The organism is Paraburkholderia atlantica (assembly GCF_000092885.1).
GTDB classification, from domain to species: Bacteria; Pseudomonadota; Gammaproteobacteria; order Burkholderiales; family Burkholderiaceae; genus Paraburkholderia; species Paraburkholderia atlantica.
Genome location: NC_014118.1, coordinates 1,563,835 through 1,585,409, shown reverse-complemented (window position 1 = coordinate 1,585,409; position 21,575 = coordinate 1,563,835). Strand labels below are relative to the sequence as shown.

Annotated in this window: 20 protein-coding genes; 9 read left to right on the top strand and 11 right to left on the bottom strand. The window is 59.8% G+C overall.

Features of this window, described 5'->3' with window-relative positions; all coding sequences use genetic code 11:
* The first annotated feature begins 150 nt into the window (after positions 1-150).
* Positions 151-2,013 (top strand): dihydroxy-acid dehydratase, encoded by a 1,863-nt coding sequence (gene ilvD / locus BC1002_RS23150; protein WP_013092421.1) that lies wholly within the window; start codon positions 151-153, stop codon positions 2,011-2,013.
* A 121-nt stretch (positions 2,014-2,134) separates the two neighbouring features.
* On the opposite strand, the gene BC1002_RS23145 is transcribed toward ilvD, so the two are convergent.
* On the bottom strand, positions 2,135-3,343 hold the full coding sequence (locus BC1002_RS23145) for a GGDEF domain-containing protein (protein WP_013092420.1): 1,209 nt from the start codon (positions 3,341-3,343) through the stop codon (positions 2,135-2,137).
* Between the two features lie 337 nt (positions 3,344-3,680).
* Between BC1002_RS23145 and BC1002_RS23140 the strand changes: the two genes are divergently transcribed.
* On the top strand, positions 3,681-4,142 hold the full coding sequence (locus tag BC1002_RS23140) for a CHRD domain-containing protein (RefSeq protein ID WP_013092419.1): 462 nt from the start codon (positions 3,681-3,683) through the stop codon (positions 4,140-4,142).
* Between the two features lie 44 nt (positions 4,143-4,186).
* Here the strand turns inward: BC1002_RS23140 and BC1002_RS23135 are convergent, their stop codons facing one another.
* Positions 4,187-4,879, bottom strand: coding sequence for a cytochrome b/b6 domain-containing protein (locus BC1002_RS23135; protein ID WP_013092418.1), 693 nt, complete (start codon positions 4,877-4,879; stop codon positions 4,187-4,189).
* 88 nt (positions 4,880-4,967) lie between these two features.
* On the opposite strand from BC1002_RS23135, the gene BC1002_RS37870 reads away from it, so the two are divergent.
* A complete protein-coding gene (locus BC1002_RS37870; RefSeq protein ID WP_157874738.1) occupies positions 4,968-5,207 on the top strand; it encodes a hypothetical protein in 240 nt (79 codons plus the stop codon).
* A 22-nt stretch (positions 5,208-5,229) separates the two neighbouring features.
* Here the strand turns inward: BC1002_RS37870 and BC1002_RS23130 are convergent, their stop codons facing one another.
* Positions 5,230-6,429, bottom strand: coding sequence for a GGDEF domain-containing protein (locus BC1002_RS23130; RefSeq protein ID WP_013092417.1), 1,200 nt, complete (start codon positions 6,427-6,429; stop codon positions 5,230-5,232).
* Positions 6,430-6,647: 218 nt separating this feature from the next.
* On the opposite strand from BC1002_RS23130, the gene BC1002_RS23125 reads away from it, so the two are divergent.
* Positions 6,648-7,760: a hypothetical protein gene (locus tag BC1002_RS23125; protein ID WP_013092416.1), complete on the top strand. Its 1,113-nt coding sequence runs from the start codon at positions 6,648-6,650 to the stop codon at positions 7,758-7,760.
* A gap of 197 nt (positions 7,761-7,957) precedes the next feature.
* Here BC1002_RS23125 and BC1002_RS23120 read toward each other — a convergent pair whose 3' ends face one another.
* On the bottom strand, positions 7,958-8,890 hold the full coding sequence (locus tag BC1002_RS23120; protein WP_013092415.1) for an MBL fold metallo-hydrolase: 933 nt from the start codon (positions 8,888-8,890) through the stop codon (positions 7,958-7,960).
* Positions 8,891-9,281: 391 nt separating this feature from the next.
* On the opposite strand from BC1002_RS23120, the gene BC1002_RS23115 reads away from it, so the two are divergent.
* Positions 9,282-10,037, top strand: coding sequence for an SDR family oxidoreductase (locus BC1002_RS23115; RefSeq protein WP_013092414.1), 756 nt, complete (start codon positions 9,282-9,284; stop codon positions 10,035-10,037).
* 176 nt (positions 10,038-10,213) lie between these two features.
* Here the strand turns inward: BC1002_RS23115 and BC1002_RS23110 are convergent, their stop codons facing one another.
* From BC1002_RS23110 to BC1002_RS23090, 5 genes are all read right to left on the bottom strand, one after another.
* Positions 10,214-10,672, bottom strand: a complete 459-nt coding sequence (locus BC1002_RS23110) for an MEKHLA domain-containing protein (RefSeq protein ID WP_013092413.1) — start codon at positions 10,670-10,672, stop codon at positions 10,214-10,216.
* 154 nt (positions 10,673-10,826) lie between these two features.
* On the bottom strand, positions 10,827-11,663 hold the full coding sequence (locus tag BC1002_RS23105; protein ID WP_013092412.1) for an alpha/beta fold hydrolase: 837 nt from the start codon (positions 11,661-11,663) through the stop codon (positions 10,827-10,829).
* A gap of 330 nt (positions 11,664-11,993) precedes the next feature.
* Positions 11,994-12,992: a bestrophin family protein gene (locus BC1002_RS23100; RefSeq protein WP_013092411.1), complete on the bottom strand. Its 999-nt coding sequence runs from the start codon at positions 12,990-12,992 to the stop codon at positions 11,994-11,996.
* Between the two features lie 617 nt (positions 12,993-13,609).
* Positions 13,610-14,182, bottom strand: coding sequence for a YbhB/YbcL family Raf kinase inhibitor-like protein (locus BC1002_RS23095; protein ID WP_013092410.1), 573 nt, complete (start codon positions 14,180-14,182; stop codon positions 13,610-13,612).
* Between the two features lie 288 nt (positions 14,183-14,470).
* Entirely contained in the window at positions 14,471-14,848 is a 378-nt protein-coding gene (locus BC1002_RS23090) for a response regulator (RefSeq protein ID WP_013092409.1), read from the bottom strand.
* A gap of 292 nt (positions 14,849-15,140) precedes the next feature.
* On the opposite strand from BC1002_RS23090, the gene BC1002_RS23085 reads away from it, so the two are divergent.
* Together BC1002_RS23085 and BC1002_RS23080 are read left to right on the top strand one after the other, a co-directional pair.
* Complete coding sequence (locus tag BC1002_RS23085; protein ID WP_013092408.1) at positions 15,141-15,803, top strand: response regulator transcription factor; 663 nt, start codon at positions 15,141-15,143, stop codon at positions 15,801-15,803.
* A 650-nt stretch (positions 15,804-16,453) separates the two neighbouring features.
* Positions 16,454-17,197, top strand: coding sequence for an SDR family NAD(P)-dependent oxidoreductase (locus BC1002_RS23080; RefSeq protein WP_013092407.1), 744 nt, complete (start codon positions 16,454-16,456; stop codon positions 17,195-17,197).
* Here the strand turns inward: BC1002_RS23080 and BC1002_RS37865 are convergent.
* Entirely contained in the window at positions 17,194-17,652 is a 459-nt protein-coding gene (locus BC1002_RS37865; RefSeq protein ID WP_157874737.1) for a hypothetical protein, read from the bottom strand. The two genes, BC1002_RS23080 and BC1002_RS37865, sit on opposite strands and share 4 nt — an antisense overlap.
* Before the next feature lie 104 nt (positions 17,653-17,756).
* Between BC1002_RS37865 and pdxR the strand changes: the two genes are divergently transcribed.
* Positions 17,757-19,280, top strand: a complete 1,524-nt coding sequence (gene pdxR / locus BC1002_RS23075; RefSeq protein ID WP_013092405.1) for a MocR-like pyridoxine biosynthesis transcription factor PdxR — start codon at positions 17,757-17,759, stop codon at positions 19,278-19,280.
* Positions 19,281-19,417: 137 nt separating this feature from the next.
* Here the strand turns inward: pdxR and BC1002_RS23070 are convergent, their stop codons facing one another.
* Positions 19,418-20,455 carry a LysR family transcriptional regulator gene (locus tag BC1002_RS23070; RefSeq protein WP_013092404.1) on the bottom strand — a complete coding sequence of 346 codons (1,038 nt, stop codon included), beginning with the start codon at positions 20,453-20,455 and terminating at the stop codon, positions 19,418-19,420.
* A gap of 687 nt (positions 20,456-21,142) precedes the next feature.
* Here BC1002_RS23070 and BC1002_RS36600 point away from each other — a divergent pair.
* Entirely contained in the window at positions 21,143-21,547 is a 405-nt protein-coding gene (locus BC1002_RS36600; RefSeq protein WP_013092403.1) for a DUF3331 domain-containing protein, read from the top strand.
* Positions 21,548-21,575: the final 28 nt, after the last annotated feature.

Below are 21,575 nucleotides of genomic sequence, written 5' to 3'. Positions count from 1 at the left end.
TCTTTTGCGACCTAATCGTGCCGAAAAAATATATTGGACGTCTTACTGGCGTTCTTGCACTATTCGTTCCCAGCGCCCACACTGCGCTGCGATCCCCACGCCCGCGCGGGCGCTCATCAAAACCGATAACAGCAATACCTGAGGATACAGATGCCTAACTATCGCTCACGCACTTCGACTCATGGCCGCAACATGGCCGGCGCCCGCGCGCTGTGGCGCGCCACCGGCATGAAGGACGACGATTTCGGCAAGCCGATTATCGCGGTCGTGAACTCGTTCACGCAGTTCGTACCGGGCCACGTGCATCTGCGCGACCTGGGCGCGCTGGTCGCGAAGCAGATCGAAGCGGCCGGCGGCGTGGCGAAGGAATTCAACACGATCGCCGTCGACGACGGCATCGCGATGGGTCACGGCGGCATGCTGTATTCGCTGCCGTCGCGCGAACTGATCGCGGACTCGGTCGAGTACATGGTCAACGCGCATTGCGCGGACGCGATGGTCTGCATCTCGAACTGCGACAAGATCACCCCGGGCATGCTGATGGCCGCGATGCGCCTGAACATCCCGGTCGTGTTCGTGTCGGGCGGTCCGATGGAAGCGGGCAAGGTGAAGTCGCCGACCGATGGCCAGGTGATCGCGAAGATCGACCTGATCGACGCGATGATCAAGGCCGCCGATCCGAAGATCAGCGACGCCGAAGTCGCCGAAGTCGAGCGCAGCGCGTGCCCGACCTGCGGTTCGTGCTCGGGCATGTTCACCGCGAATTCGATGAACTGCCTGACCGAGGCCATCGGCCTCGCGCTGCCGGGCAACGGTACGGTCGTCGCGACGCACGCATGGCGCAAGGGCCTGTTCGAGCAGGCGGGCAGCCTGGTCGTCGATCTGTGCCGCCGCTACTATCAGGAAGAGGACGTCTCGGTCCTGCCGCGCAGCATAGCCACCAAGCAGGCGTTCGAAAACGCGATGACGCTCGACGTCGCGATGGGCGGCTCGACCAACACCGTGCTGCACCTGCTGGCTGCCGCCCAGGAAGCGGGCGTCGATTTCACGATGTCGGACATCGACCGCATCTCGCGCAAGGTGCCGTGCCTGTGCAAGGCCGCGCCCATGACCGACAAGTACCACATCGAGGACGTGCACCGCGCGGGCGGCATCATCGGTATTCTCGGCGAGCTCGCACGTGCGGACCTGCTCGATCTGTCGTGCGGCAACGTGCATAGCGGCACGCTCGGCAACGCGATCGCGAAGTGGGACATCGCCGGCGGCGCGGGCGAGGAAGCCCAGAAGTTCTTCCGCGCGGCGCCGGGCGGCATTCCGACCACGGTCGCGTTCAGCCAGGAAGCCACCTACGCGACGCTCGACACGGATCGCAAGAGCGGCTGTATCCGCAGCAAGGAAAACGCGTATTCGAAGGACGGTGGCCTCGCGGTGCTGTACGGCAACCTCGCGGAGAAAGGCTGCATCGTGAAGACCGCGGGTGTCGACGAATCGCAGTGGCTGTTCTCGGGCCGCGCGCGCGTGTTCGAAAGCCAGGACGACGCGGTCGAGGCGATTCTCGGTGACAAGGTCGTGCCGGGCGACGTTGTGGTGATCCGCTATGAAGGTCCGAAGGGCGGTCCGGGCATGCAGGAAATGCTGTACCCGACTTCGTATCTGAAGTCGAAGGGCCTCGGCAAGAGCTGCGCGCTGTTTACCGATGGCCGTTTCTCGGGCGGCTCGTCGGGTCTCGTGATCGGCCATGCGTCGCCGGAAGCGGCGGAAGGCGGCACGATCGGTCTGGTCGAAGACGGTGACGTGATCGAGATCGACATTCCGCAGCGCAAGATGCATCTGGCGGTGTCGAATGAAGAGCTCGCACGCCGTCGCGCGGCAATGGAAGCGCGCGGCGCCGACGCATGGCAGCCGACCAATCGCGAGCGCGTGGTGTCGCAGGCATTGCAGGCGTATGCGGCGCTCGCAACCTCGGCCGATCGCGGCGCGGTGCGGGATATTTCGCAGTTGAAGCGCAAGTAAAGCGCGGATCAGCGCGGCGGCCCTGTTCGCGGTGACGCGACGGGCCGAACAGAGACCGGCATGCGGGCGACTGCATGCCGGTTTCTTTTTTGCAGTGGCAGGGCCCACCGCTAAGCCTTCCTTAAGCCGGAAAGCTGGAAACGAGGGCATCGGCGGGCTGCGAAGACCCCGCCGTCATCACGCAGTTTCTGCCGTTGGCTTTCGCCGCATAGAGCGCCGTGTCGGCTCTTGCCATCACCGAGGCAACGGTATCGCCATCACCGAATTCGTCGACGCCAGCGCTGAGTGTGCATGCGACGTCGCCGGTCGGAGCGCGCGCAACAGACGCCGCGACGAGTGTGCGCAACCGGTTGGTGAGACGGGCCGCTTCCTCTTTGCCGGTCAGTGGCATCAGCAGCGCAAATTCCTCACCGCCGATGCGGCCAAGGACGTCGGTTTGCCGTAGTTCGCGCGATATCGTCAAGGCAACATGCGCAAGGGCCTGGTCGCCGGCTGCATGCCCGAATCTGTCATTGATGCTCTTGAAGTTATCGATGTCCAGGATCGCGATGGACAGCTTCGACTTCGCCACCTTCGCCAGCTCGAACAGCGCCTCTGTCCGCGCGATGAAAGCGCGCCTCCCGAGCGCGCCCGTCAGATCGTCGATGGTGGCGAGGCGCTCCATCCGCTCCGCCAGCCGGTCATGAGTCAGCATCACCATGCCGACCGACAGGCATGGCAAAGTCAGTATGGCCATGCCGAGAAACGCGACGTTTAGCGGCGTTTCCTCCAGAAAGACCGATTCATGTGCTAGCCCCGACCCATATACGACACAACGGACTGCGTGGACGACCGCCCCCAACACTGCGGCAATTGCCACGAAGTGGTAGGCGTATTTCGGTCTGCCCGCCGGCCGGTACCGCTGCACGACCCACGCGATGACAAAGCGGATGTAGGCGAGAAATCCCGAGATCATCGCGCCCCGGGCACTGACGTCAGGCGACACGTAAGTCCAATAAACGAGTCCGGCCAGGATCGCGCACAGCGCGCCGTATTCCCAGACTACCGATGGCGGCCGATGAAAGAATTGGCGAAAACCGTGGATCGCGAGGAGCGAGGCGACGATCAGCAAGACGCTCGCGCCCAGTACGACGAGATCCGACCTACGGAACAGCAGGAGCGTGGCCGTGACGGCCAGCAGACCACTTGCCACACACCAACGACGTATGCCCGGAACCTGAGTGCGAAACAACGAGCCTAGAACGGCGACGCTCATCACGCAGGACAGAATCGCAATGCCGATTAGAGCGTTTGGGATGGACATGGCAGCGTCACAATGGGTGTGATCCATGAAGGCGCCTGGCGCAATACGGGTCGCGCCGGTTACATCCGCTGCCTTCGTGCAAAGCGCATATCGTACCGGAAGAATTTTTCGCTTCAGACCGATTTTTCAACGATTTTCGCCCGGCGTTTTCCTTTCGAATTGCTGACCACACTCATCGGACGTTGACGCAGTGGGGGCAGTCGCATGCCCGGGCCGGAGTTCTGGCCTACGCGAACTTCGCGTAACGGCCGGCTTGCGTCTATGCTTGACTCACTTGTTTGGCTGTCGACAACGCCGACGAGGTCTTCTGCAGTCTTCAATAATCGCCCGTTCAGCAAGGGCAAACCCAACAGGAGAAAACCAGATGTCACAATCCATCACGCGGCGCGCTTTCATGGTGTTCGGTGGTTTGGCCTTAGCGGGTACGCTGAGCCTGGCGCAAGCGGCGCCCGTCTCGTTCGAGGTGCCTTTGACGGGCGCTCAACAGGTTCCGCCGGTGCAGACTCCAGGCAGCGGCAACGCCAAGCTCACGTACGACTCCAGCACACGGGTCGTCACTTGGAACATCACCTTCAGCGGATTGACGAGTCCGACCACGATGGCGCATTTCCACGGACCCGCGCCGGCCGGTAAAAACGCCGGCGTAAAGGTCTGGATCTCGCAGAAAGGCTCCACGGAGGTGACGAGCCCGATCACCGGTCAGGCCACGCTATCTCCGGACGAAGCCAAGATGTTCGAAGCGGGCGACATGTATATCAACGTTCACACGAAGAACAATCCGAACGGCGAGATTCGCGGCCAGGTGACACCGCCGAAGGGCGGCTGAAGCAGGCACGGCAGCCGCGCGCCGCGATCGGGTGCGCGGCTTGCTCACAGATAGGCCGCGAGCAGCATCACGACGGCAACGCCGACGCCGAGTGGCAGCAGCGCCAGCAGCGCTGGCTCCTGCCGCGGCGCGTGCACGGACGAGGGCAGCAGTTTGTAGCCGGTCAGCATCGGGCGCAACAGGTTGTGTCCCTTCGCTACCGCGTAGACGGCGATGACGAGCACGTGCAGCGCCACCGCGGCGAGCAGCACGTCCCACACGAGCCCATGCAACGCCGAGATTGCGTTGGCGAGCCACGCGGGCACCAGTTCGCTCAACGGTCCTTCGTCGGCGATGTCGTTGTTGACGTAGAGGCCGCTCAGCGTCTCGATCAGCAGCAAGGCGAGCAGAAACAGAACCATCCAGCCGCCGGCCGCATTGTGGCCGACCTGCACATCCGGTTCGCGATGAAACAGGCGGCGCAAATGACGAAGCGCAGCCGCGGGCGAAGCCACGAAACTGCGAAAGCGCGCGGTCTCGCTGCCAAAGCAGCCCCATAGCAGCCGGAAAATAACCAGGGCGAGCAGCGTCTCGCCGACGCGCACGTGCCAGTCGATCCAGTTCAGCTTCAGAGTGATATAAGCCGCAGTGACCAGTACGACCACCAGCCAGTGAAATAGTCGCACCGGCGCGTCCCAGACCAGCACCGGGCGAGGCACTGGCTGTGTCGGCCGCGTGACGGGTTTGTGTGCATCCATGTGTTGGGCCTACGTGCGCAATCGGCGGTTTGGCGAGGCGTGGTCTGGCAGTAGCGGGCGACTAAGCATATCTCTCGCTGATCTTAACGTGCCGCGCTCCGAATGCGCTCGAGCTGAACTTCCCGCCCGCTTTGATGCCAACCGTGTTGAAACGATGATCGGCGTCGACAGCAGCGTTCAAGTCGACGTGAATCGATCGGCTCTGGCAAGCGTCCTTTCGAACCTGATGGACAACGCGGCGCGCCACACCGACCGGGTCACGTGCGCTTTTCGTATGCAGAAGTCTGGCTGCCGGCCCGGCAGCGGCGTGAACGCGGAACAGCCGTAAAGCATGCCGCATTCCTGAGCGATCAAATCTGATTTCGATCCGCGGAGCAGCTGTCGGCGGCGAGCGCAGCCCTTGACGTCTGTTCGAGCCGATTGCCGCCTAGCGACTTGGCTCGATACAACGCCTGGTCGGCGGCTGAGAGCAGGTCGGTGAGGGAAGTCGTTTCGCGATTCGACTCGGCGAGTCCAATGCTGACGGTGGCGCGAATCCGGTCGCCGTCTGCGCCATGGGACATCGCAGCGAACCGGCTGGCGACGGTCTCGCCCACTTTTTTTGCGCGTTCGGTGTCGTGGCCCGGCAGTAGGGCGGCAAATTCTTCGCCGCCGATGCGGGCAAGAATCGCATCAGTGCCCGTCTCGGCTCGAACGGTTTCGGCAAATGATCTCAAGACCTCGTCGCCGGTCTTGTGCCCATAGCGGTCGTTGATTCTCTTGAAGTGGTCGAGGTCGAAAGCGAGGAGCGCGACAGGCCGTCGATGCATCTGGTGCTCGCTGATAACCTGCTCTCCCTGTTCGAAAAACAACTTTCGATTGCCGAGGCGAGTCAGGTAATCGGTGCGGGACTCCCGCAAAAGCTCGCCATGAATTTCTTCCCGGGTCATCCGCAGCAAGGTCATCGGCAAAATGACCGAGTAGAGAACCCCTTCGTACATCGTGATTTCGCTGGAGACGGCCAGCACGCGCGGCCCGAAGATCGACGCCATCCATGGCAGCACGAAAGCCCGGGCGATATAAAACAGCGCGTGGATGCCCGTTAAGACCACGGCTACGCGGCGGGATTGAACCGCCGGCATGCCGTCGCCTCGCAACAGTTCGAGCGACGTCATGGTGGAGGCCAACGCGATCGGGATAGCGCTGACATACATCCAGACGGCAGCCTGCCAACGCACGCCGGCGACCGCCCACGTGAGCGCCATCAGCACAAGCAAACCGATCGAACTCGCGAGATAGCGCCGGCCGTTGAACATCGCCACACCGTCGAGCACGAGCAGATAGCCGGTGAGAATCACGAGATTGCTCACTGCGGGGCCAGCGGCGCCGAGCAGCTGAACCCGAAACGAGGCCGCCGCGCAACCCAGTCCGAGGGTGGCATAGCCGATCGCCAGCATTCGCAATTCCTTGCTGCGCTTCGGATGAGACAGGTGTTCCCAATACATCATCGCGGAACTGGCCAATAAGGTTCCGATCACGAGTAGGTAAAGGGTTGCTAGATCGACTTTCATCGCTGACTTCAGAGCGCGTCCCCGCAATGACGGGGAAAGGTTAGAGACCACATACGGGATAACGGCAAATGCCGAGCAAGTTTGCGAAATGATAACGGAATGGGTCGCAGGGAGACTCGAAGCCGGGGAGGCGGGCCTGCGACAACGGCGGCAGCGTCGTCAATCACGGCACGCTCAACTGGTCGAAAAGCACGGGCGCGCTGAGCGCTTTCTACGACATGAACGGCACGTACGTCGCCGGTACCCAGCTGAGCAACCCGGCGTGGACGCCCCCGGCATTCAGCGGCCTGATGACGCAGATCACCGCGTACAGGCTGGTGAACTCGCTGACCAATCTGGCGAACGTCGCCAGCGATCTCGGCGGTAACTATGCACTCGGCAGGAATATCGATGCGAGCGCGACGGGCAACACGCCCTTCGTTCCGATCGGTAACTCCGATACACCATTCACTGGGCAGTTCGACGCACAGGGCGATACGATCAGTTCGCTGACGCTCCAGCAGGTGGCGGCTGGCCAGTTCTTGAGGCTGATGGGTATATTCGGCGTGATCGGCGCCCGGGGCATCGTGCGCAACGTCGACATTTCGGGCACGGCCAGCGCGGCTCCGAGCCAGATGGCTGTCGCCTATATGGGCTTGCTGGCCGGCACGAACAACGGCACGGTCTTGCGGGTGAACACGTCCGGCACGGTTCTTAGCGGTGGATCATTCGCTATGCTCGACTTTTCGGTTGCCGGTGGGCTCGTGGGCAACAATACCGGCTCGATCCTGCGTTCTTCGAGCAGCGCAGCCGTGACCTCGGGCGGCGCGCTCGGCGGTCTGGGGGGCGTGAATAGCGGCCTGATCAACCAGTCCTTCGCCACGGGTCCGGTCGTATCGTCGGGTTATATCGCTGAGGGCGGTGGCGGTCTCGTCGGTGGTAACAGCGGCACGATCAACCAGTCTTATGCGACCGGCCCGACCACGTTTGAGGGATTTTGCCGAGGCGGTGCCGGTACGCCATGCGGCGGCGCGGGCCTCGTCGTCAGTAACTCGGGAACGATCACCCAGTCATTCGCAACGGGTCTCGTGACTCAGCCGGCCTATGGGGCGATCGGTGTCGCGAGGGCCAATACAGGCACGATCGGGAACGATGTGTACTGGAACGCCGATACTACGACCGCCACAGTCGGCGTCGTATTCGGCACGCCGATGCCCGCGGCGAACGGGCTGAGCACCGCTCAGATGAGCACGCCGGCATCGTTCGTGGGGTATGACTTCAGTCCGACGGGCGTGTGGGCAATGCCTGCGGGCGCGACGCATCCGGTGCTGCGCTGGCACTTGGCGCAATGACAGATCGCGAAACGGCGCATACCTCACCGTGTCGAAAACGAGCCACACATAAGGACATCCATCGGTACTTGATCGATGGGAGCCGCCCATATATGCATGGCAGTGGTTTAAAAAAACCGCCACGAGTCTTGTGAACTCGTGGCGGTTTTCTGACCATCACCACGCGATACGACGATGATTCAAAGTCGAGACACCAATCAGTAGTCCCACTGCACCGGCACGAAACGGAAACCGTCACCGTGCTTTGCAATGTGACCGATAGACGGGAACGCGACATGCGTTGCGGCCAGCAGAGCGCCGGTTTCAGCGGCTTCGTTGAGCAGCGCGACACGCACGTCTACAGCCACTTCGGGTTCGTGCTCGAAGCCGTTTTGCCAAGCGGGATTGTCGAAGCCGACTTCGAAAATCGCGTCGCCTACGAACGTCAGCTTCTCGCCATTCGATGCGACGTCCACGACGCAGTGGCCCGGCGTGTGTCCACCCGTCACGCGTGCCGACACGCCTGCTGCGACTTCCACGGTCTGATCGAACCGCACGATGTTTTCGCTGTAGAGTTCCACGAACTTCGCAGCGGCCTTGCGAAGCGCGGGAGGAACTGCTTCCGGCATCACCGTCTTGCTGAAGTCCGGATTTTTCCAGAACTCCACTTCCTTGGCCGACACGTGAATACGCACGTCGGGGCGCAGCTTGGCCTTGACGCCGGCAACGTTCAACCCGCCGACATGATCCATGTGCATATGCGTAATCACGATGTCGGTAATCGCAGCCAGGTCGATGCCGGCCGATTCCAGGCGCATCACCGACCGACCAGCGCGCGAGAAGTATTCGAAACCGTCGCCCACGCCCGAGTCGATCAGGATCAGGCGGTTGCCGCTGCGCACGAGCGCGATATTCAGCGCCCAGTCGAACATGTCACGTTGCAGGAAACGACCATCGAACCATTCGTTGCGGTCCGATTCGCTCACGTTAGTGGACATGGTAGAGGTAGGCAGCGGAAGAATACCGTCGCTGATCAGCACGACGTCGACGTCACCCACGCGCACGGCGTAGCGGGAAGGCACGAGTTCGCCTGAACCTTCTTTGCCAAGGCTGGCGATAACCGGCTGCACATTGCGGGTAGTTGCGCTCATCTTCAATAGTCCTGTTAATTAAGTGGGGTAAGCCGCATTGGGCGGCGCGGGTGCACGAGCACGACCATGAGTTTCGCGCGCTTCGTTGTGCTCGCGTTTCGACTGATCGTGGGACCGATTTTAGTTAGGCGGGCGAACGTCGGTAGTATCGCCAATGCATTCAGCGTGTTGTCTTAACGGCAACAGTCGACGCGGTTCCAGCGAACCCGTCGACGCGTCTGTTGATTGATGTTCAACACGCAACACTGTGAGTCCGGGCAACCACCTACCGCAGCAAACAGCGCTTACGTACGATCGCTCGTGGATGGACCGCCGTTGCCGCGCGCGCCGAAACTGGCGTCACACCCGGCGGCAACCTGTAAAGGCAATATCGATCGCACGGAGAAACATCATGAAGATCATCGTCATTGGCGGTACGGGACTAATCGGCAGCAAGGTGGTGAAGAACCTGCGTGAGCGCGGTCATATTGCCGTCGCGGCTTCGCCGGCCACGGGCGTGAACACGCTCACGAACGAAGGACTGCGCGAGGCGCTCGCAGGAGCCGACGTCGTAGTTGATCTCGCCAATTCTCCTTCGTTCGAGGACAACGCAGTGTTGGCCTTCTTCGAAACGTCGGGCCGCAATCTGTTCGCCGCGGAAATCGAGGCAGGTGTCCGGCATCACGTCGCGCTTTCCGTCGTTGGTACCGACCGGCTCGCGCAAAGCGGCTATTTCCGCGCGAAAATCGCGCAGGAAAAGCTCATTCGCGATTCGGGCGTGCCATACACGATCGTGCATTCCACACAGTTCTTCGAGTTCCTTGGTGGCATTGCGCAATCGGGTACCGAGGGCGACAGCGTCCGGCTCTCGCCCGCTTTCTTCCAGCCAATTTCGTCCGACGACGTGGCGGCGTCCGTGACGGACTTCGCGATTGGCGAGCCACGCAATGGCATCGTGGAAATTGCCGGACCGGAGCGCGTGCGCCTTGCGGTAATGGTGCGACGCTACCTACAGGCAACGAAAGACAACCGTACGGTCATCGAAGATGCCGACGCGCGTTACTTCGGCGCGCAACTACAGGACGATACGCTTGTGCCAGGCCCGCATGCGCGGCTGGGCGGAGTCGATTTCGATGCGTGGTTCCGGCAGATCCAGGCGGCGAAGTAACCGCGACCCAAGAAGGCGCCGCGTTATCAGAGGCCTTTGCGTCGAGCTATCCCACTCGTCGATTAGCCCCCCTCTTTTCCCGTCTAATAAGGCGGGCTTTTTTTTTTGTTCATATCCGTAGTGCCCAATTGCTTCGCAACTTCGGAGCATTAGCCTATGAGAATTGATACGCACGATCAGATGTCGCGCGTGCGTGGAATAACCACCGCCTGGCCGTGCAGTGTGCCGTCCGCGTCGAGTAACTGCCATAGTGTGGCTTGCTCGATGATGAATCGCTCGCCAGACTTGGTAACACGCACGCCCTTGTAGTCCGTCTCGTAGCCGAGCCGCTGCACGCGTTCGAGGAATTGCTGTCGTTCCTCCCGATTCGGGGCCTCGGCGGAAAGCCGGGACGGCAGCGTGGTGATTTCACTCCAGCTATATCCGAAGCGGCGCTGTGCGGCTTTGTTGCCGTAGATAAAGACCGGGTCGGGATCGGTATTGTGCGCGAGTACCGCGAACGGGGCACTCTCATACAGCCATTCGGTCGCTTCAGCAACGGGCATGACGTGCGGAACCAGGCGCTGGCCGACCAGCCGGGCGTAGCTGTCGGAAAGAAGTTGGTAAAAAGACGGATTACGGTGGAGTGGAATCATCGGCTTATCTCGACGTAGAACATTGGGGCACTGGATGGCGGAATCCTGATCCAGATTGTCCATGATTGGTGCATCCGAGTCGAACAACTGGCAACTGGCCGGTCGAAACCATTGCCTCAACGGAAATCCCGCCGAAGCGGGCCTGTGCTAAACGCTACATGCGCACGAACGCGAGCAGATCCTCGTTGAGGACCTCTGCGTTCACTGTCAACATGCCATGCGGAAAAGCAGGGTACGTCTTCAGAGTCCCGTTTTTTAACAGCTTGATCGACTTCAGCGCGGCATCGGCGATCGGTACGATCTGGTCGTCGTCTCCATGCAGTACCAGCGTCGGGACGGTAATCGCCTTGAGATCTTCCGTCTGGTCAGTTTCAGAGAAGGCTTTGATGCCCTCATAGTGCGCTTCCGCACTACCCATCATTGCCTGCCGCCACCAGTTCTGGATCACGCCTTGGTACACGGTCGCGCCGGGACGGTTGAAGCCGTAGAACGGGCCGGCTGCGACGTCGAGGAAGAACTGGGCTCGATTGTCTGCAAGCGCTTTCCGGAAACCGTCGAAGACTTCGATCGGCAAGCCTTCTGGATTTGCCTCGGTCTTCAGCATGAGCGGAGGCACGGCGCTGACCAGGACCGCTTTGGCTACTCGTCCCGCCGGCTGCCCGTGTTTCGCTACATACCGGGTTGCCTCGCCGCCGCCCGTCGAATGGCCGATATGCACCGCGTGATGCAGATCGAGTGCTTCAACAACAGCAAAGGCATCGGCAGCGTAATGGTCCATGTCATGACCGTCCGAAACCTGCGACGAACGACCATGGCCGCGTCGATCATGCGCGACTACGCGGTAGCCTTTCCGGACGAAGAAAAGCATCTGCGTATCCCAATCGTCGGAAGATAACGGCCAACCGTGATGGAAGACGATGGGCTGGGCGTCCTTTGGACCCCAGTCTTTGTAGAAGATCTCGACATTGTCCTTAGTCCTGACGTACGGCATGGTCATGCTCCTTTGACGTTATCCGCGCAAAGAGACGGATCATCATGATCCGGCGTCCGCGCAACAGAAGTCACCGCTTCGGCACGAACGCTCGCAAAACGCGGACGAAACAAAGCGATGAGAAGACAGGCATTGGGACGGAACGAAACGTACCGTCTGAAACATCGTAGCAGTCGAAAGGGTAAGCGAACCATGGTTAGTGTTGCCGGATATGCAACACGGTGAGCTATGCACCGGGCTTGCCAGTTCGCCGCGGGCTATCCGATGTACTTTCATGGCGCGACGTTGTGCAAGACACGGACGGAGCCTGCACACCTCGCCGTCCTCGAGCTACATGGCAATCGTCTCCTGTTCGAGATCCTCCGTCCGCTCGCCTAGCATAGACCGAAGATCGCGCTCGATGTGCGCGCACAGCGTCGAAATCGGCACGTCGTTCGCGCTTCCTTCAAACGGATTTTCCGTGCTGTCGCCCACTTGTTCGAGCGATGTGTACATCCACGACACGGCCACGCTGAACGGCACGACGAGCCATATCATGTTTCCGTGCATAAAGCCGCTCACACTGTCGTTGAGCCTGTCGAATTCTCGCAGCAAGCCAAACGGAAAAAGCAGGCAAAAGAAGCGGATGAATAGCGCGCACACCGTTGCGTATTGACGCGGATAGGGAAAGTCCTTCAACTGTTCTGCCTTTGCTTGCAACTCAATGAAATCGCCCAAGGCGCGTTGAAGTTCCAGATAGAACGACGCATGCAGTTTTCCCGCCGCGTGAAGCTTCTGCAGACATGCGCCCTGGGTGCTTAGCAAGCTTGTCGGGGCGCTCGGGGAGTCGAGCGTGTGCTCGGTCTCCAGCACAGTCAAATATTTGCGCAGCGCTTCTTCGAGACTCCTTTCCCATTCGGGCACCCGATAGTAACGACGGTATTCGGTATTGAACCGCTTGCTCATGCTTTCCCACACGCGCGGGCGGCGCAGCGAATAACGCAATGCGGTGAGCCAGGCGAGATGACGGTCGATCAACTGCCGGCTGGTGCTTTCGTCGTCCAGAAAATCGCGGGCAAGCTGGCCCCAACGTCGGCTCGCACTCACAATGCCTGTCCAGATCTCCTGAGCATCCATCGCCCTGTTATAGGTTTGAACATTCTTGAAGCCGACAATGAACGACGTGGCGGTGCCAAGCAGCACGACGATCGTGAGCGGCACTGATAGCCACGTCATGTTGCAAAATTTGAAGAGGATGACGGGCAACGTGCCCCAGATTATGAGGGCATAGATTTGCCTTCTCGTCCAGAACAGGAATTCCGATAACTTATAGGATTTGCCGAGGTGCATGGCGTGAATACCTCGTGACGCGGTGAGGGGGTAGGTTCGTGACTAAGCCGCTTGACGCATTCCCGATGCACGAACTTGTGCCTTCATCAGGTCGCACGCGTGCGTGTTGCGACATCGCACTTGCAGTTTCCTGTTGGCGGAATGCGCGACCACCACTGGCGCAAAAATGACAGCACCGAATGGAGCCGCGCATGGCCTACCGCGATGCGCCGCGTTCGTCTGCGATTGACTCATGCGTGGACAGTCGCTTGAGGCCTCAAGCAGTCGCTGACCGACATTCATCTACGCCAAAATAAGCGTATGACGCAGCGTTTCAACTACATCCAGCAGTCGACCGACGGCGAGCAGGTTCGATGCGTCGATTCCCGACCTTCTCTAGATTCGCGCTTCACCGACCACCGGAGGAAGCTTTTCGACGTGCGCGTGAGAGATGCAAGCATGCATGGAGAGCACGAACTGTGCATCCATCACCTGACGACCCGTGGAGTTGCCTCGGACGCGAGGCGGAACTCGCACGCCGCGCTCATTCTCGTGGGCGACGAAGTAACTTCGTCAGCGGCATCGATTTGCGTATCGACGGCCGCATGTCGCTGACGTGAATCCGCGCGGCACGGAGTTCAGTTCGGGGCACTCTGGTACGTTGCGACGTAGCGCGCCTGTGCGACGATCTTGCCGTGCATCTGAAACGCAACGAGCGCCGGACTCGACGCAGCACTGACGTCGATATGTGGCACGTCAAGTGCGTAGGCAGTGACCACGTAGCGATGCGGCTTGCCTTGCGGCGGACAGGGCCCACCGTACTTTGATATGCCAAAGTCAGTCAGCGTTTCGATGGCGCCAGCCGGCAGCAACTGTGCGTTTCCGGAGGCGCCTTTCTGAAGCGACGTCTGCGAGGGCGGTATGTTGGCAACCGCCCAGTGAGTCCAGCCCAGACCGCCCGTTGGCGCATCGGGATCGTGGATGGTCACGACGACGCTGCGGGCTCCGGCCGGCAGGTTCGCCCAGGACACACGAGGCGACACGTTCTCGCCGTGACAACCGAATCCGCTGTACACCTGTTCATTCGTGAAGCGGCCATGATCGAGGTCGGCGACTCTGAGGGAAAATGGTTCAGCGGCGGCGACCGCGGGCAGCGTTGCGAGTAGCGCGCAAACGCAAACAGCTTTTCGTGGCAGGACAAAGAGTCCCATGTCAGCCTCCTGTGAGTTGAGGAAAGTCCAGTGACTTTGCTGCCAGACGGTATCGCGCGCCGGTGCACGGCGGAAGCCCGTCCACGGAAACCACTGTGTTGCCTCGTACGCAACAAGCACTATTCCGTGGGTGTGGTGCAATTCGAGAGGGTGCCCGCTCAGTGCGGGATCTGGTCAACGAGGCCACGGGGCGAGGGCCGATTTCGTTGAATGTGTGCGTATGCGCGCGATCACGCAAGCTGTGCGCGGCTTGAAGGAACGATGTTCGGTTATCTGACGTTCGTATCGCTAACTGGAACGCTTGCTCGTCACCGCTTCGATGGCAGCTGTCAGGTCTTTGGCACTCAAAGGCTTGGTCAGAAACGCCCAAGCGCCGGTGACTAGCGCTTCCTGCTGCAGTTCAGGCTTCGGGTAGGCGGAGATGAACACCGTGGGTATGCGCCGTCCGGTTTCGATCAGGCGCAGAGTCAATTCGAAGCCCGACATTCCCGGCATCTGTACGTCCGAAACGATGCAGTCGGGCTCCGTTTCTCCGGTGCGGGCCATCAGATCTGCTCCACACTCGAAGGTCAAGACAACGTAATCGAGCGATCTGAGCAAGCTTGAGAGTCCCGAACGAAACGAGGGATCGTCATCAACGACCCAAATTACCTGTGGCGAGCGCAATTATCTTTCTCCCAGTCCGCGCCGGCTGCGGCGGTTTGGCCGCCCTGTCGTGTCTGCGTAAACGAAGAATACCCAACGTAGAGCCCGGTTGAAAGCATACGCAGGTATATGGAGGGGTTCGTGCGGGTCGTCGTTGAAATGTCGGAGGCGAGTAAGGTTTGTGCTTCAGTCGGCGGCGGCGATGTCGGCCTGGCCTCGCCAGAGTCATACATTTACATTACACTTTGGGAGATAGTCTAAATCTTGGTGCGCGACGATGCGTTGTGCACACCAGTACAGGAAAGGAACGCGAATGGAGAAAAATACCTTTCCAGCCGTGGCTAACACCGACGGAGCAATTGTCTATGTAATCGACGACGATGCGTCGCTTCGCTCGTCGCTGTCGAGTTTGCTGCGTTCGTGCGGATATTCGGTGCGAACGTTTGAGGGGACCCGGGATTTCATTTCGGCTGAAAAACCAGGTGTTCCAAGCTGCCTGCTACTGGACGTTCGCCTGCAGGGGGAGAGTGGCTTGACGTTCCAGTTGAGTGCGAGAAGGCATCAGGTCGACATGCCAATTATCGTCATGACTGCCCATGGTGATATTGAAATGTCGGTGGAGACCATGAAAGCTGGCGCCATTGATTTCCTGACCAAACCTGTTCGAGAGCAACGTGTTATCGACGCTGTTTCATCAGCGATCGGTCGTCATGCTGAGCAACTAGAGAAATCTCTGACCAGGGTTTCGCTTATGGCGCGTTATGACACGCTGACGGTGCGGGAGCGCGAAGTGATCTGGTACGTCGTGAAGGGATTTTTGAACAAGCAGATCGCCGCTGAAATGAACCTGAGCGAAATCACCATCAAGATGTACCGGGGCTCCGCGATGAAGAAGCTTGAAGCGCTATCGCTTCCCGATCTGATCAGAAAGACGGACATAATCAAGGGTTGTGTCTCGACAAAACAGGAATGGTGAGCAAGCCACGAAGCAGCGGGATTACTCAAGGCAACGCTGACCAAGCCGTTGTATTCATCGGCACGGCGAACAGCGCGACCAGGGCACGGTTGGCGTTCTTCGGCAAAGCTCGATAGCGCACGCTCGTGAAGCCCACAAGTGCTTGACGACAGCAAGCACGCGCTCAACCCCGAGCACGGATCTTCGACATACCAGCGCACGCCAGGCAGGATCACGTCCATCGAAACACCTCGTCGATGCTCGGCAGCAACCTCGTGAGAGTGAGTTGTCCGACTTGCCCTTTCGGCTCGCCGGAGCGCGGGGCGCTGTCATCCGCTGGCGGCGATCGGTTTCGCATGACGAATTCTAGTGAATCGCCTTCCTCGTATTTATGACATCGCGTACAAACAGTTGATCCAGTTTTTCATCAAACAGATCGTCCTGATCGATTTAGTATTTCATTTCTGTCGCTCTGTATTTTTCATCACGTTTGATATGGGTATCTAACTAGCCGATCTTGTGGAGGAAGTAAAATAATTCATATTCGTAGGAATTGTGTGATCTCGATCATCATGCGTTGAATTTAGATTTGGTGCTTTACCGCTATTGCCATGGTTTTCTAGAGGAGCAATTTGTCCTACAGAAAAACTGCCGCCAGGAAGGGAAGAACGATGCTTAAGGATTTTGAAGGTCGTCTTGCTGTCGTCACGGGAGCGAGTTCCGGAATTGGGCTTGCTACTACCCGCCGCTTACTAAAGAATGGGGCGCGCGTGCTGGCGATGAGTCGTACGAAAGGGGGTTTGGTCGCATTGCAGTCGACATTCGACGAGAGGCTCATATGGATCAAAGGGGACGTCACACGAAGTGACGATCTCGAGTTGCTTTCTTCGGAGGCCCAGCGGCTCGGTCCGATTGACTTTCTGGTGCCGAATGCGGGCATCGCTTTATTGGACGGCGATACCGAGGCCGCGGCCTTCGAGCGTCAATGGGCAGTGAACGGGGCGGGTGCGCTGAACACGCTTTCAGTGGTGCGAGAACAGTTGGCGAAGCCTGCGTCGGTTGTGTTCATCGGGACGTTTCTGTCGCAGACAACATTTCCGGGTCTCGGCGCGTATATAGCATCAAAGGCGGCGGTCAAGGCGCATGCGAGGACACTCGCAGTGGAACTGGCAGCAGAGGGCATTCGAATCAATCTGGTCTCGCCAGGACCAACGGCTACAGCAATCTGGTCCTCGTTGGGCTTGCCCGAAGATCAGCTTTCCGCGATAGCGGAACGTGTCAATCGGCGTTTGCTTCCTGGACGCTTCCTTGAGGCCGATGCGGTAGCCGACACGATCATGTTCTTGCTGTCGCCGGCGTCTCGCGGGCTATATGGTCAGGACTTGATAGTCGATCATGGGTATACGTTGAGCTAGCACATTTGTCTTTCGCCGCGCGTCTGTAGTCTGACGGCTGTTTCGCCGAAGTACTTGAGGCCCAACATCGCATTCAAACTGAACGCGATGTTGGGTTGCTTTCTATCGGTCGGCTTGTTCGAGCGCGCCGAGAATCGATTGAACATATCCCGACGCACCAGCCCTCCGCCTTCGTCTCGCACACCACAAGGTGTACGGACGTATTGCCATCCATGCGTCAACGTCTTCGTAGCGAACCTCCGTTTCTTGATCTCTTTCGTGAAGTGAACTGCGGCAGCGGCCTTTCCAGGGTGCTTCAAACCTGTGGCGAGCGTGAGCGCGAAGCAGTAACCTCGATGCATGTCTGTTACTTGCGCTAGTGTGGTCGGAACTCCGATATTGTCTCGGCCAGGCGTGGAAGCTGCGTCTTCAGAGAACGGGCGGTCGCACGCAGACAATAACCAGCCGATCGACATGTGGGCCGTCGAGCCTGCGCTCGATACTCCGACGCCTGCCCATGCGTCGCCCTCCACCCGTTAGGCTACGCTCCACCTCTGCTTCATTCGCACGAGAGACCGTAATGACTGCACCGTTACCGGCACTGTCTATCGAAGTTGACCCGCAACATGAGTTGCCGATCTATCTGCAAATTTGCGAGCGCTTCCGAACTGCGATCGCCGCGGGGAATCTGCGCCCGGGAGACAGAGTGCCGGCATTACGCGGTCTGGCCACACAGCTGAATACCGCACTCGGCACGGTTGAACGGGCATACGCGACCCTCGTCGACGAGGGCTACCTGCAGGTGCGCGGTGCGGCGGGCACGTTCGTCTCGCCAGAGCTTCCGGCGGCGGCGATCCTATCGTCAAGGCTGCAAACCATTCGGCACTCGCTCGACGGGCCTCGCGCGGTTGCAGGCGGAGTGCCGACTGAGCCGGTCGCGCCGCGCGGCAGTCAAGCGACGTTGCATCGACCGATCGTCCCGTTCAGCGGCGAACCACGGCCGTTACAACCCGGCCTGCCTGCGCTCGACGCCTTTCCGCGCAAGGTCTGGAATCGGCTCTTCTCGTTTCGCGTACGCAGCGGCGAACGTGCGGCACTCGCTTATCCAGCGCCGGCCGGCTACCAGCCGCTGCGCGAACACATCGCTACCCATGTCGGGCTGTCGCGCGGCGTTACCTGCCTGCCCGAACAGGTTTTCGTGACGGGGAGTTACCGCGCGTCGCTCGAACTTGTGATACGGAGTCTCGCATCCGCGGGCGATCGCATGTGGTTCGAGGACCCCGGCTATCTGCTCGCACGCAGCTTTCTGGCCGATGCCGGCGTGCGGCTCGTGCCGGTGCCGGTCGATGGCGAAGGGATCGACGTCGAGCGTGGCATACAGCTGGACGCCCACGCACGCTTTGCACTCGTTACCCCGTCGCATCAGAGTCCGCTCGGACACACTCTGTCACTCGAGAGGCGGATCGCTCTGCTTGACTGGGCGGAGAACGCCTCCAGCTGGATCGTGGAAGACGACTACGACAGCGAGTTCCGTTACACGGGTCGGCCCTTGCCGGCCTTGAAGAGCATCGACCGGCACGGTCGCGTGATCTATTGCGGCACCTTCAGCAAGGTGATTTTTCCAGGCTTACGGCTCGCGTACGTGGTCGTGTCGGAACGGGCGATCGAGAGCGTTGAGCGAGTGACGCACAGCATGAACGCAGGCGCTTCGACACTGCTGCAGGCGGTTGCTTCGGATTTCATCGGGCAGGGCCATTTCGCGCGCCATCTGAAGCGGATGCGCGCGTTGTACGGGGAGCGTCGCATGCTGATCGTGCACGCGTTGCAGCGGGCGTTCGGAGAACGACTGATTGTTGATCCGCCATCGGGCGGAGTCCAATTCGCGACGCGATTCGCCGAAGGCCCCAATGGCGCAATCGACGATGTCGCAGTAGCCACCCGTGCTCGCGAGGCCGGACTTGCGGTTCTGCCACTTTCGAGTTGGTACGCGGATAGCCGCGCACCACACACTCCGCGCGGTCTGGTGATGGGGTTTGCGAACATTGCCGATGCGCAGGAGGCGGAGCGTCTCGCGCAATTGTTGCGAGCCTGTTTGGACGGCTGACTTTCCGGGCTCGCGGTCGCGGTAAGCGATCTCTATCGAAGAGTTACGTGGACACGTTGGAAGAAGGCGAGTAGTTCCGCGTTGGATCTGCGGGTCGCTGGCCCCAGATAGCGAGCAACCCTATCGCCGGTCGGACACTACGCGGGCATCGTCGCAATGCGAGTCATAGCCTCGACCGCATTGACGCGGTTCAGGCCATTCAGATCGAGTGCCCGGATCTGCTCGGTCATGAAATCGATAAAGACGCGGACCCGGATCGGCAAGTGTTCACGGCAAAGGTAGCAAATGTAGTAGCTGCGCTCGTTCGACACATGCTGGTTCAACGTCATCACAAGCTCCCGGCGTCTCGCGTAATCCCAGATCTGATGTGCCGGCATCTGCGCAATGCCGCGACCACGGAGGACGGCCTCGCGTACGAGATCCGCGTCATTGAACGTCAACTTGGAGGGCGGCAGGAGTTTTTGAGTCCGGCCATCCACCATGAACTCCCACTCGAGGACTCGTCCTGTTGAATGTCTCATGTTGATGCACTCGTGCTGTCCAAGCTCGCCGAGGCTGGAAGGAAGTCCGTGCCTCTCGGCATAGCTCCGCGACGCGCAAACGATGAGTTGCATCGGAATCAGCCGCTTCGCGACGATGCGGGAGTCTGCGAGATGTCCATCGCGAAACGCAACATCGATCTGGCCACCTGCAAAATCCACCGGCTTGTCATCGAGGAGAAGTTCGACTGAGATGTCCGGGTAGAGCTCGGAGAACTTCAACAACAACGGCGCGACTACATTGCGCCCGAATCCGATGCCCGATGAGACCCGCAGCAAGCCACGAGGCGGACCGTGGCGGAGGTCAAGCATGTCGTTGACCGCCCCGACGATATGAGCCACGCCAAGATTGCAGTGCTCGAAGAAGCGCTCCCCCTCGCGCGTCAGGCGCGTGGTTCTCGTCGTTCGAAGGAAAAGGCGTGTACTGAGCTGCTTCTCGAGCCGCTGGACACTGCGCGAGACGCTCGATCGCCCGACTCCAAGTCGCTCGCCCGCTTTGGCAAAACTCCCTTCTTTGGCGACCGCCATGAACGTAACGATGCCTGCATAGCTGCTCGCAAAGCAGTTTAAGAAAGGATCGGCATGATTTAGAAAATCGGTGGGAAAGGCGGGCTGCGATATGTTCAATTGATTCATTAGACGCTCCAAAGCTATTCGACTTGCAGACGTTGAGACGCGTGGGCATATCCTCCCTTGCGAACGGGAGACAGCGGCACAGCGATCGTTTCACCAAGTCAAGTTACTTCGCACGCGTTCCTCATACCAGTCTACGATCGTACGAACCTCGCATACCTTTGTTTAGTCAAGCTTTTCGATTCAAAATCGACCGTCACTAATTAATTCTCGAAAGAATGAGCGAGGCAGAAATCCGGAGCCGCATTCGATAAAACGCTGCGTTGCGCATTGGCCTGGTGGCCATCCTGCAGCTATATCGAGGTGCCGGCGAAGGCGCCGTAATGCTGCGAACGACAATGGACCGTTCTCGATACGTACGATGAGATAGGAGCACGGTGGTCTCCACTATACGAAGGTATGAGTGTCACAATCTGGTAAGTAACTTCTGCCAATTCAAAGTAGGGTGGCGACGCGGGTCTTTCAGGGATACCGTTGACCATGACGAATCCACCTGCTCGATGCCGAGCTGCTTCGCAGGGGCGGCACCGCTTCCGAAAAAGCCGAGTGGCGTAATCGAATTCGTCGTTTCGCCTCTCACAGAACCTGGCGGTTCGGCCGAACTGGACGACATAGCCGGACACACATGCATGCATTTGCCGCACGGTGCCGCCTGACGAGCAGCAATCATTCGTAATCGGAGGAATCCAGATGATATTGGAACAACCAGATATTTGCGATCCATGGGCGAGGACCGTCGGATTGCTGGGGCAATTGTCGGGCGAGCTACCCGTGAACGGCGACACGAGCGTTACTCCGTTGTTCAAGCCGGAAATGCACAACTTATCAACGGCACCGGTCGCGGGCGTCACGGTACGGCTGCTAGAGCGTTCGACTGCCACACGAGTGACGCTCGCCTGGAGTGATCCATCACGTTGTGCATACCATGACCAGGAGTGGCAGCTGACCCGCGCACGCCACTCGGGAGTTTGCGCGATCAGTGGAATGAAAATCCGCCGGGGAGAGGTCGTTTATCGCCCTCGCGCAACGCGCCCGAGGATGCCGCTCAACGCGGATGCGATGATCCATCCTATTGCGTTACAGGGCGATCAGTGAAGTGATCGGTATGGGAAAAGATCTCCAT

Coding starts and splice junctions, on each gene's coding strand:
- BC1002_RS23105 (WP_013092412.1), bottom strand. CDS start 11,663: ATGCCGTACGTCAGGACTAAGGACAATGTCGAGATCTTCTACAAAGAC.
- BC1002_RS23145 (WP_013092420.1), bottom strand. CDS start 3,343: ATGGATCACACCCATTGTGACGCTGCCATGTCCATCCCAAACGCTCTA.
- BC1002_RS23085 (WP_013092408.1), top strand. CDS start 15,141: ATGGAGAAAAATACCTTTCCAGCCGTGGCTAACACCGACGGAGCAATT.
- BC1002_RS37865 (WP_157874737.1), bottom strand. CDS start 17,652: ATGTCGATCGGCTGGTTATTGTCTGCGTGCGACCGCCCGTTCTCTGAA.
- BC1002_RS23095 (WP_013092410.1), bottom strand. CDS start 14,182: ATGGGACTCTTTGTCCTGCCACGAAAAGCTGTTTGCGTTTGCGCGCTA.
- BC1002_RS23140 (WP_013092419.1), top strand. CDS start 3,681: ATGTCACAATCCATCACGCGGCGCGCTTTCATGGTGTTCGGTGGTTTG.
- pdxR (WP_013092405.1), top strand. CDS start 17,757: ATGACTGCACCGTTACCGGCACTGTCTATCGAAGTTGACCCGCAACAT.
- BC1002_RS23110 (WP_013092413.1), bottom strand. CDS start 10,672: ATGATTCCACTCCACCGTAATCCGTCTTTTTACCAACTTCTTTCCGAC.
- BC1002_RS23080 (WP_013092407.1), top strand. CDS start 16,454: ATGCTTAAGGATTTTGAAGGTCGTCTTGCTGTCGTCACGGGAGCGAGT.
- BC1002_RS23130 (WP_013092417.1), bottom strand. CDS start 6,429: ATGAAAGTCGATCTAGCAACCCTTTACCTACTCGTGATCGGAACCTTA.
- BC1002_RS23120 (WP_013092415.1), bottom strand. CDS start 8,890: ATGAGCGCAACTACCCGCAATGTGCAGCCGGTTATCGCCAGCCTTGGC.
- BC1002_RS23070 (WP_013092404.1), bottom strand. CDS start 20,455: ATGAATCAATTGAACATATCGCAGCCCGCCTTTCCCACCGATTTTCTA.
- BC1002_RS23125 (WP_013092416.1), top strand. CDS start 6,648: ATGAACGGCACGTACGTCGCCGGTACCCAGCTGAGCAACCCGGCGTGG.
- ilvD (WP_013092421.1), top strand. CDS start 151: ATGCCTAACTATCGCTCACGCACTTCGACTCATGGCCGCAACATGGCC.
- BC1002_RS23135 (WP_013092418.1), bottom strand. CDS start 4,879: ATGGATGCACACAAACCCGTCACGCGGCCGACACAGCCAGTGCCTCGC.
- BC1002_RS23100 (WP_013092411.1), bottom strand. CDS start 12,992: ATGCACCTCGGCAAATCCTATAAGTTATCGGAATTCCTGTTCTGGACG.
- BC1002_RS36600 (WP_013092403.1), top strand. CDS start 21,143: ATGATATTGGAACAACCAGATATTTGCGATCCATGGGCGAGGACCGTC.
- BC1002_RS23115 (WP_013092414.1), top strand. CDS start 9,282: ATGAAGATCATCGTCATTGGCGGTACGGGACTAATCGGCAGCAAGGTG.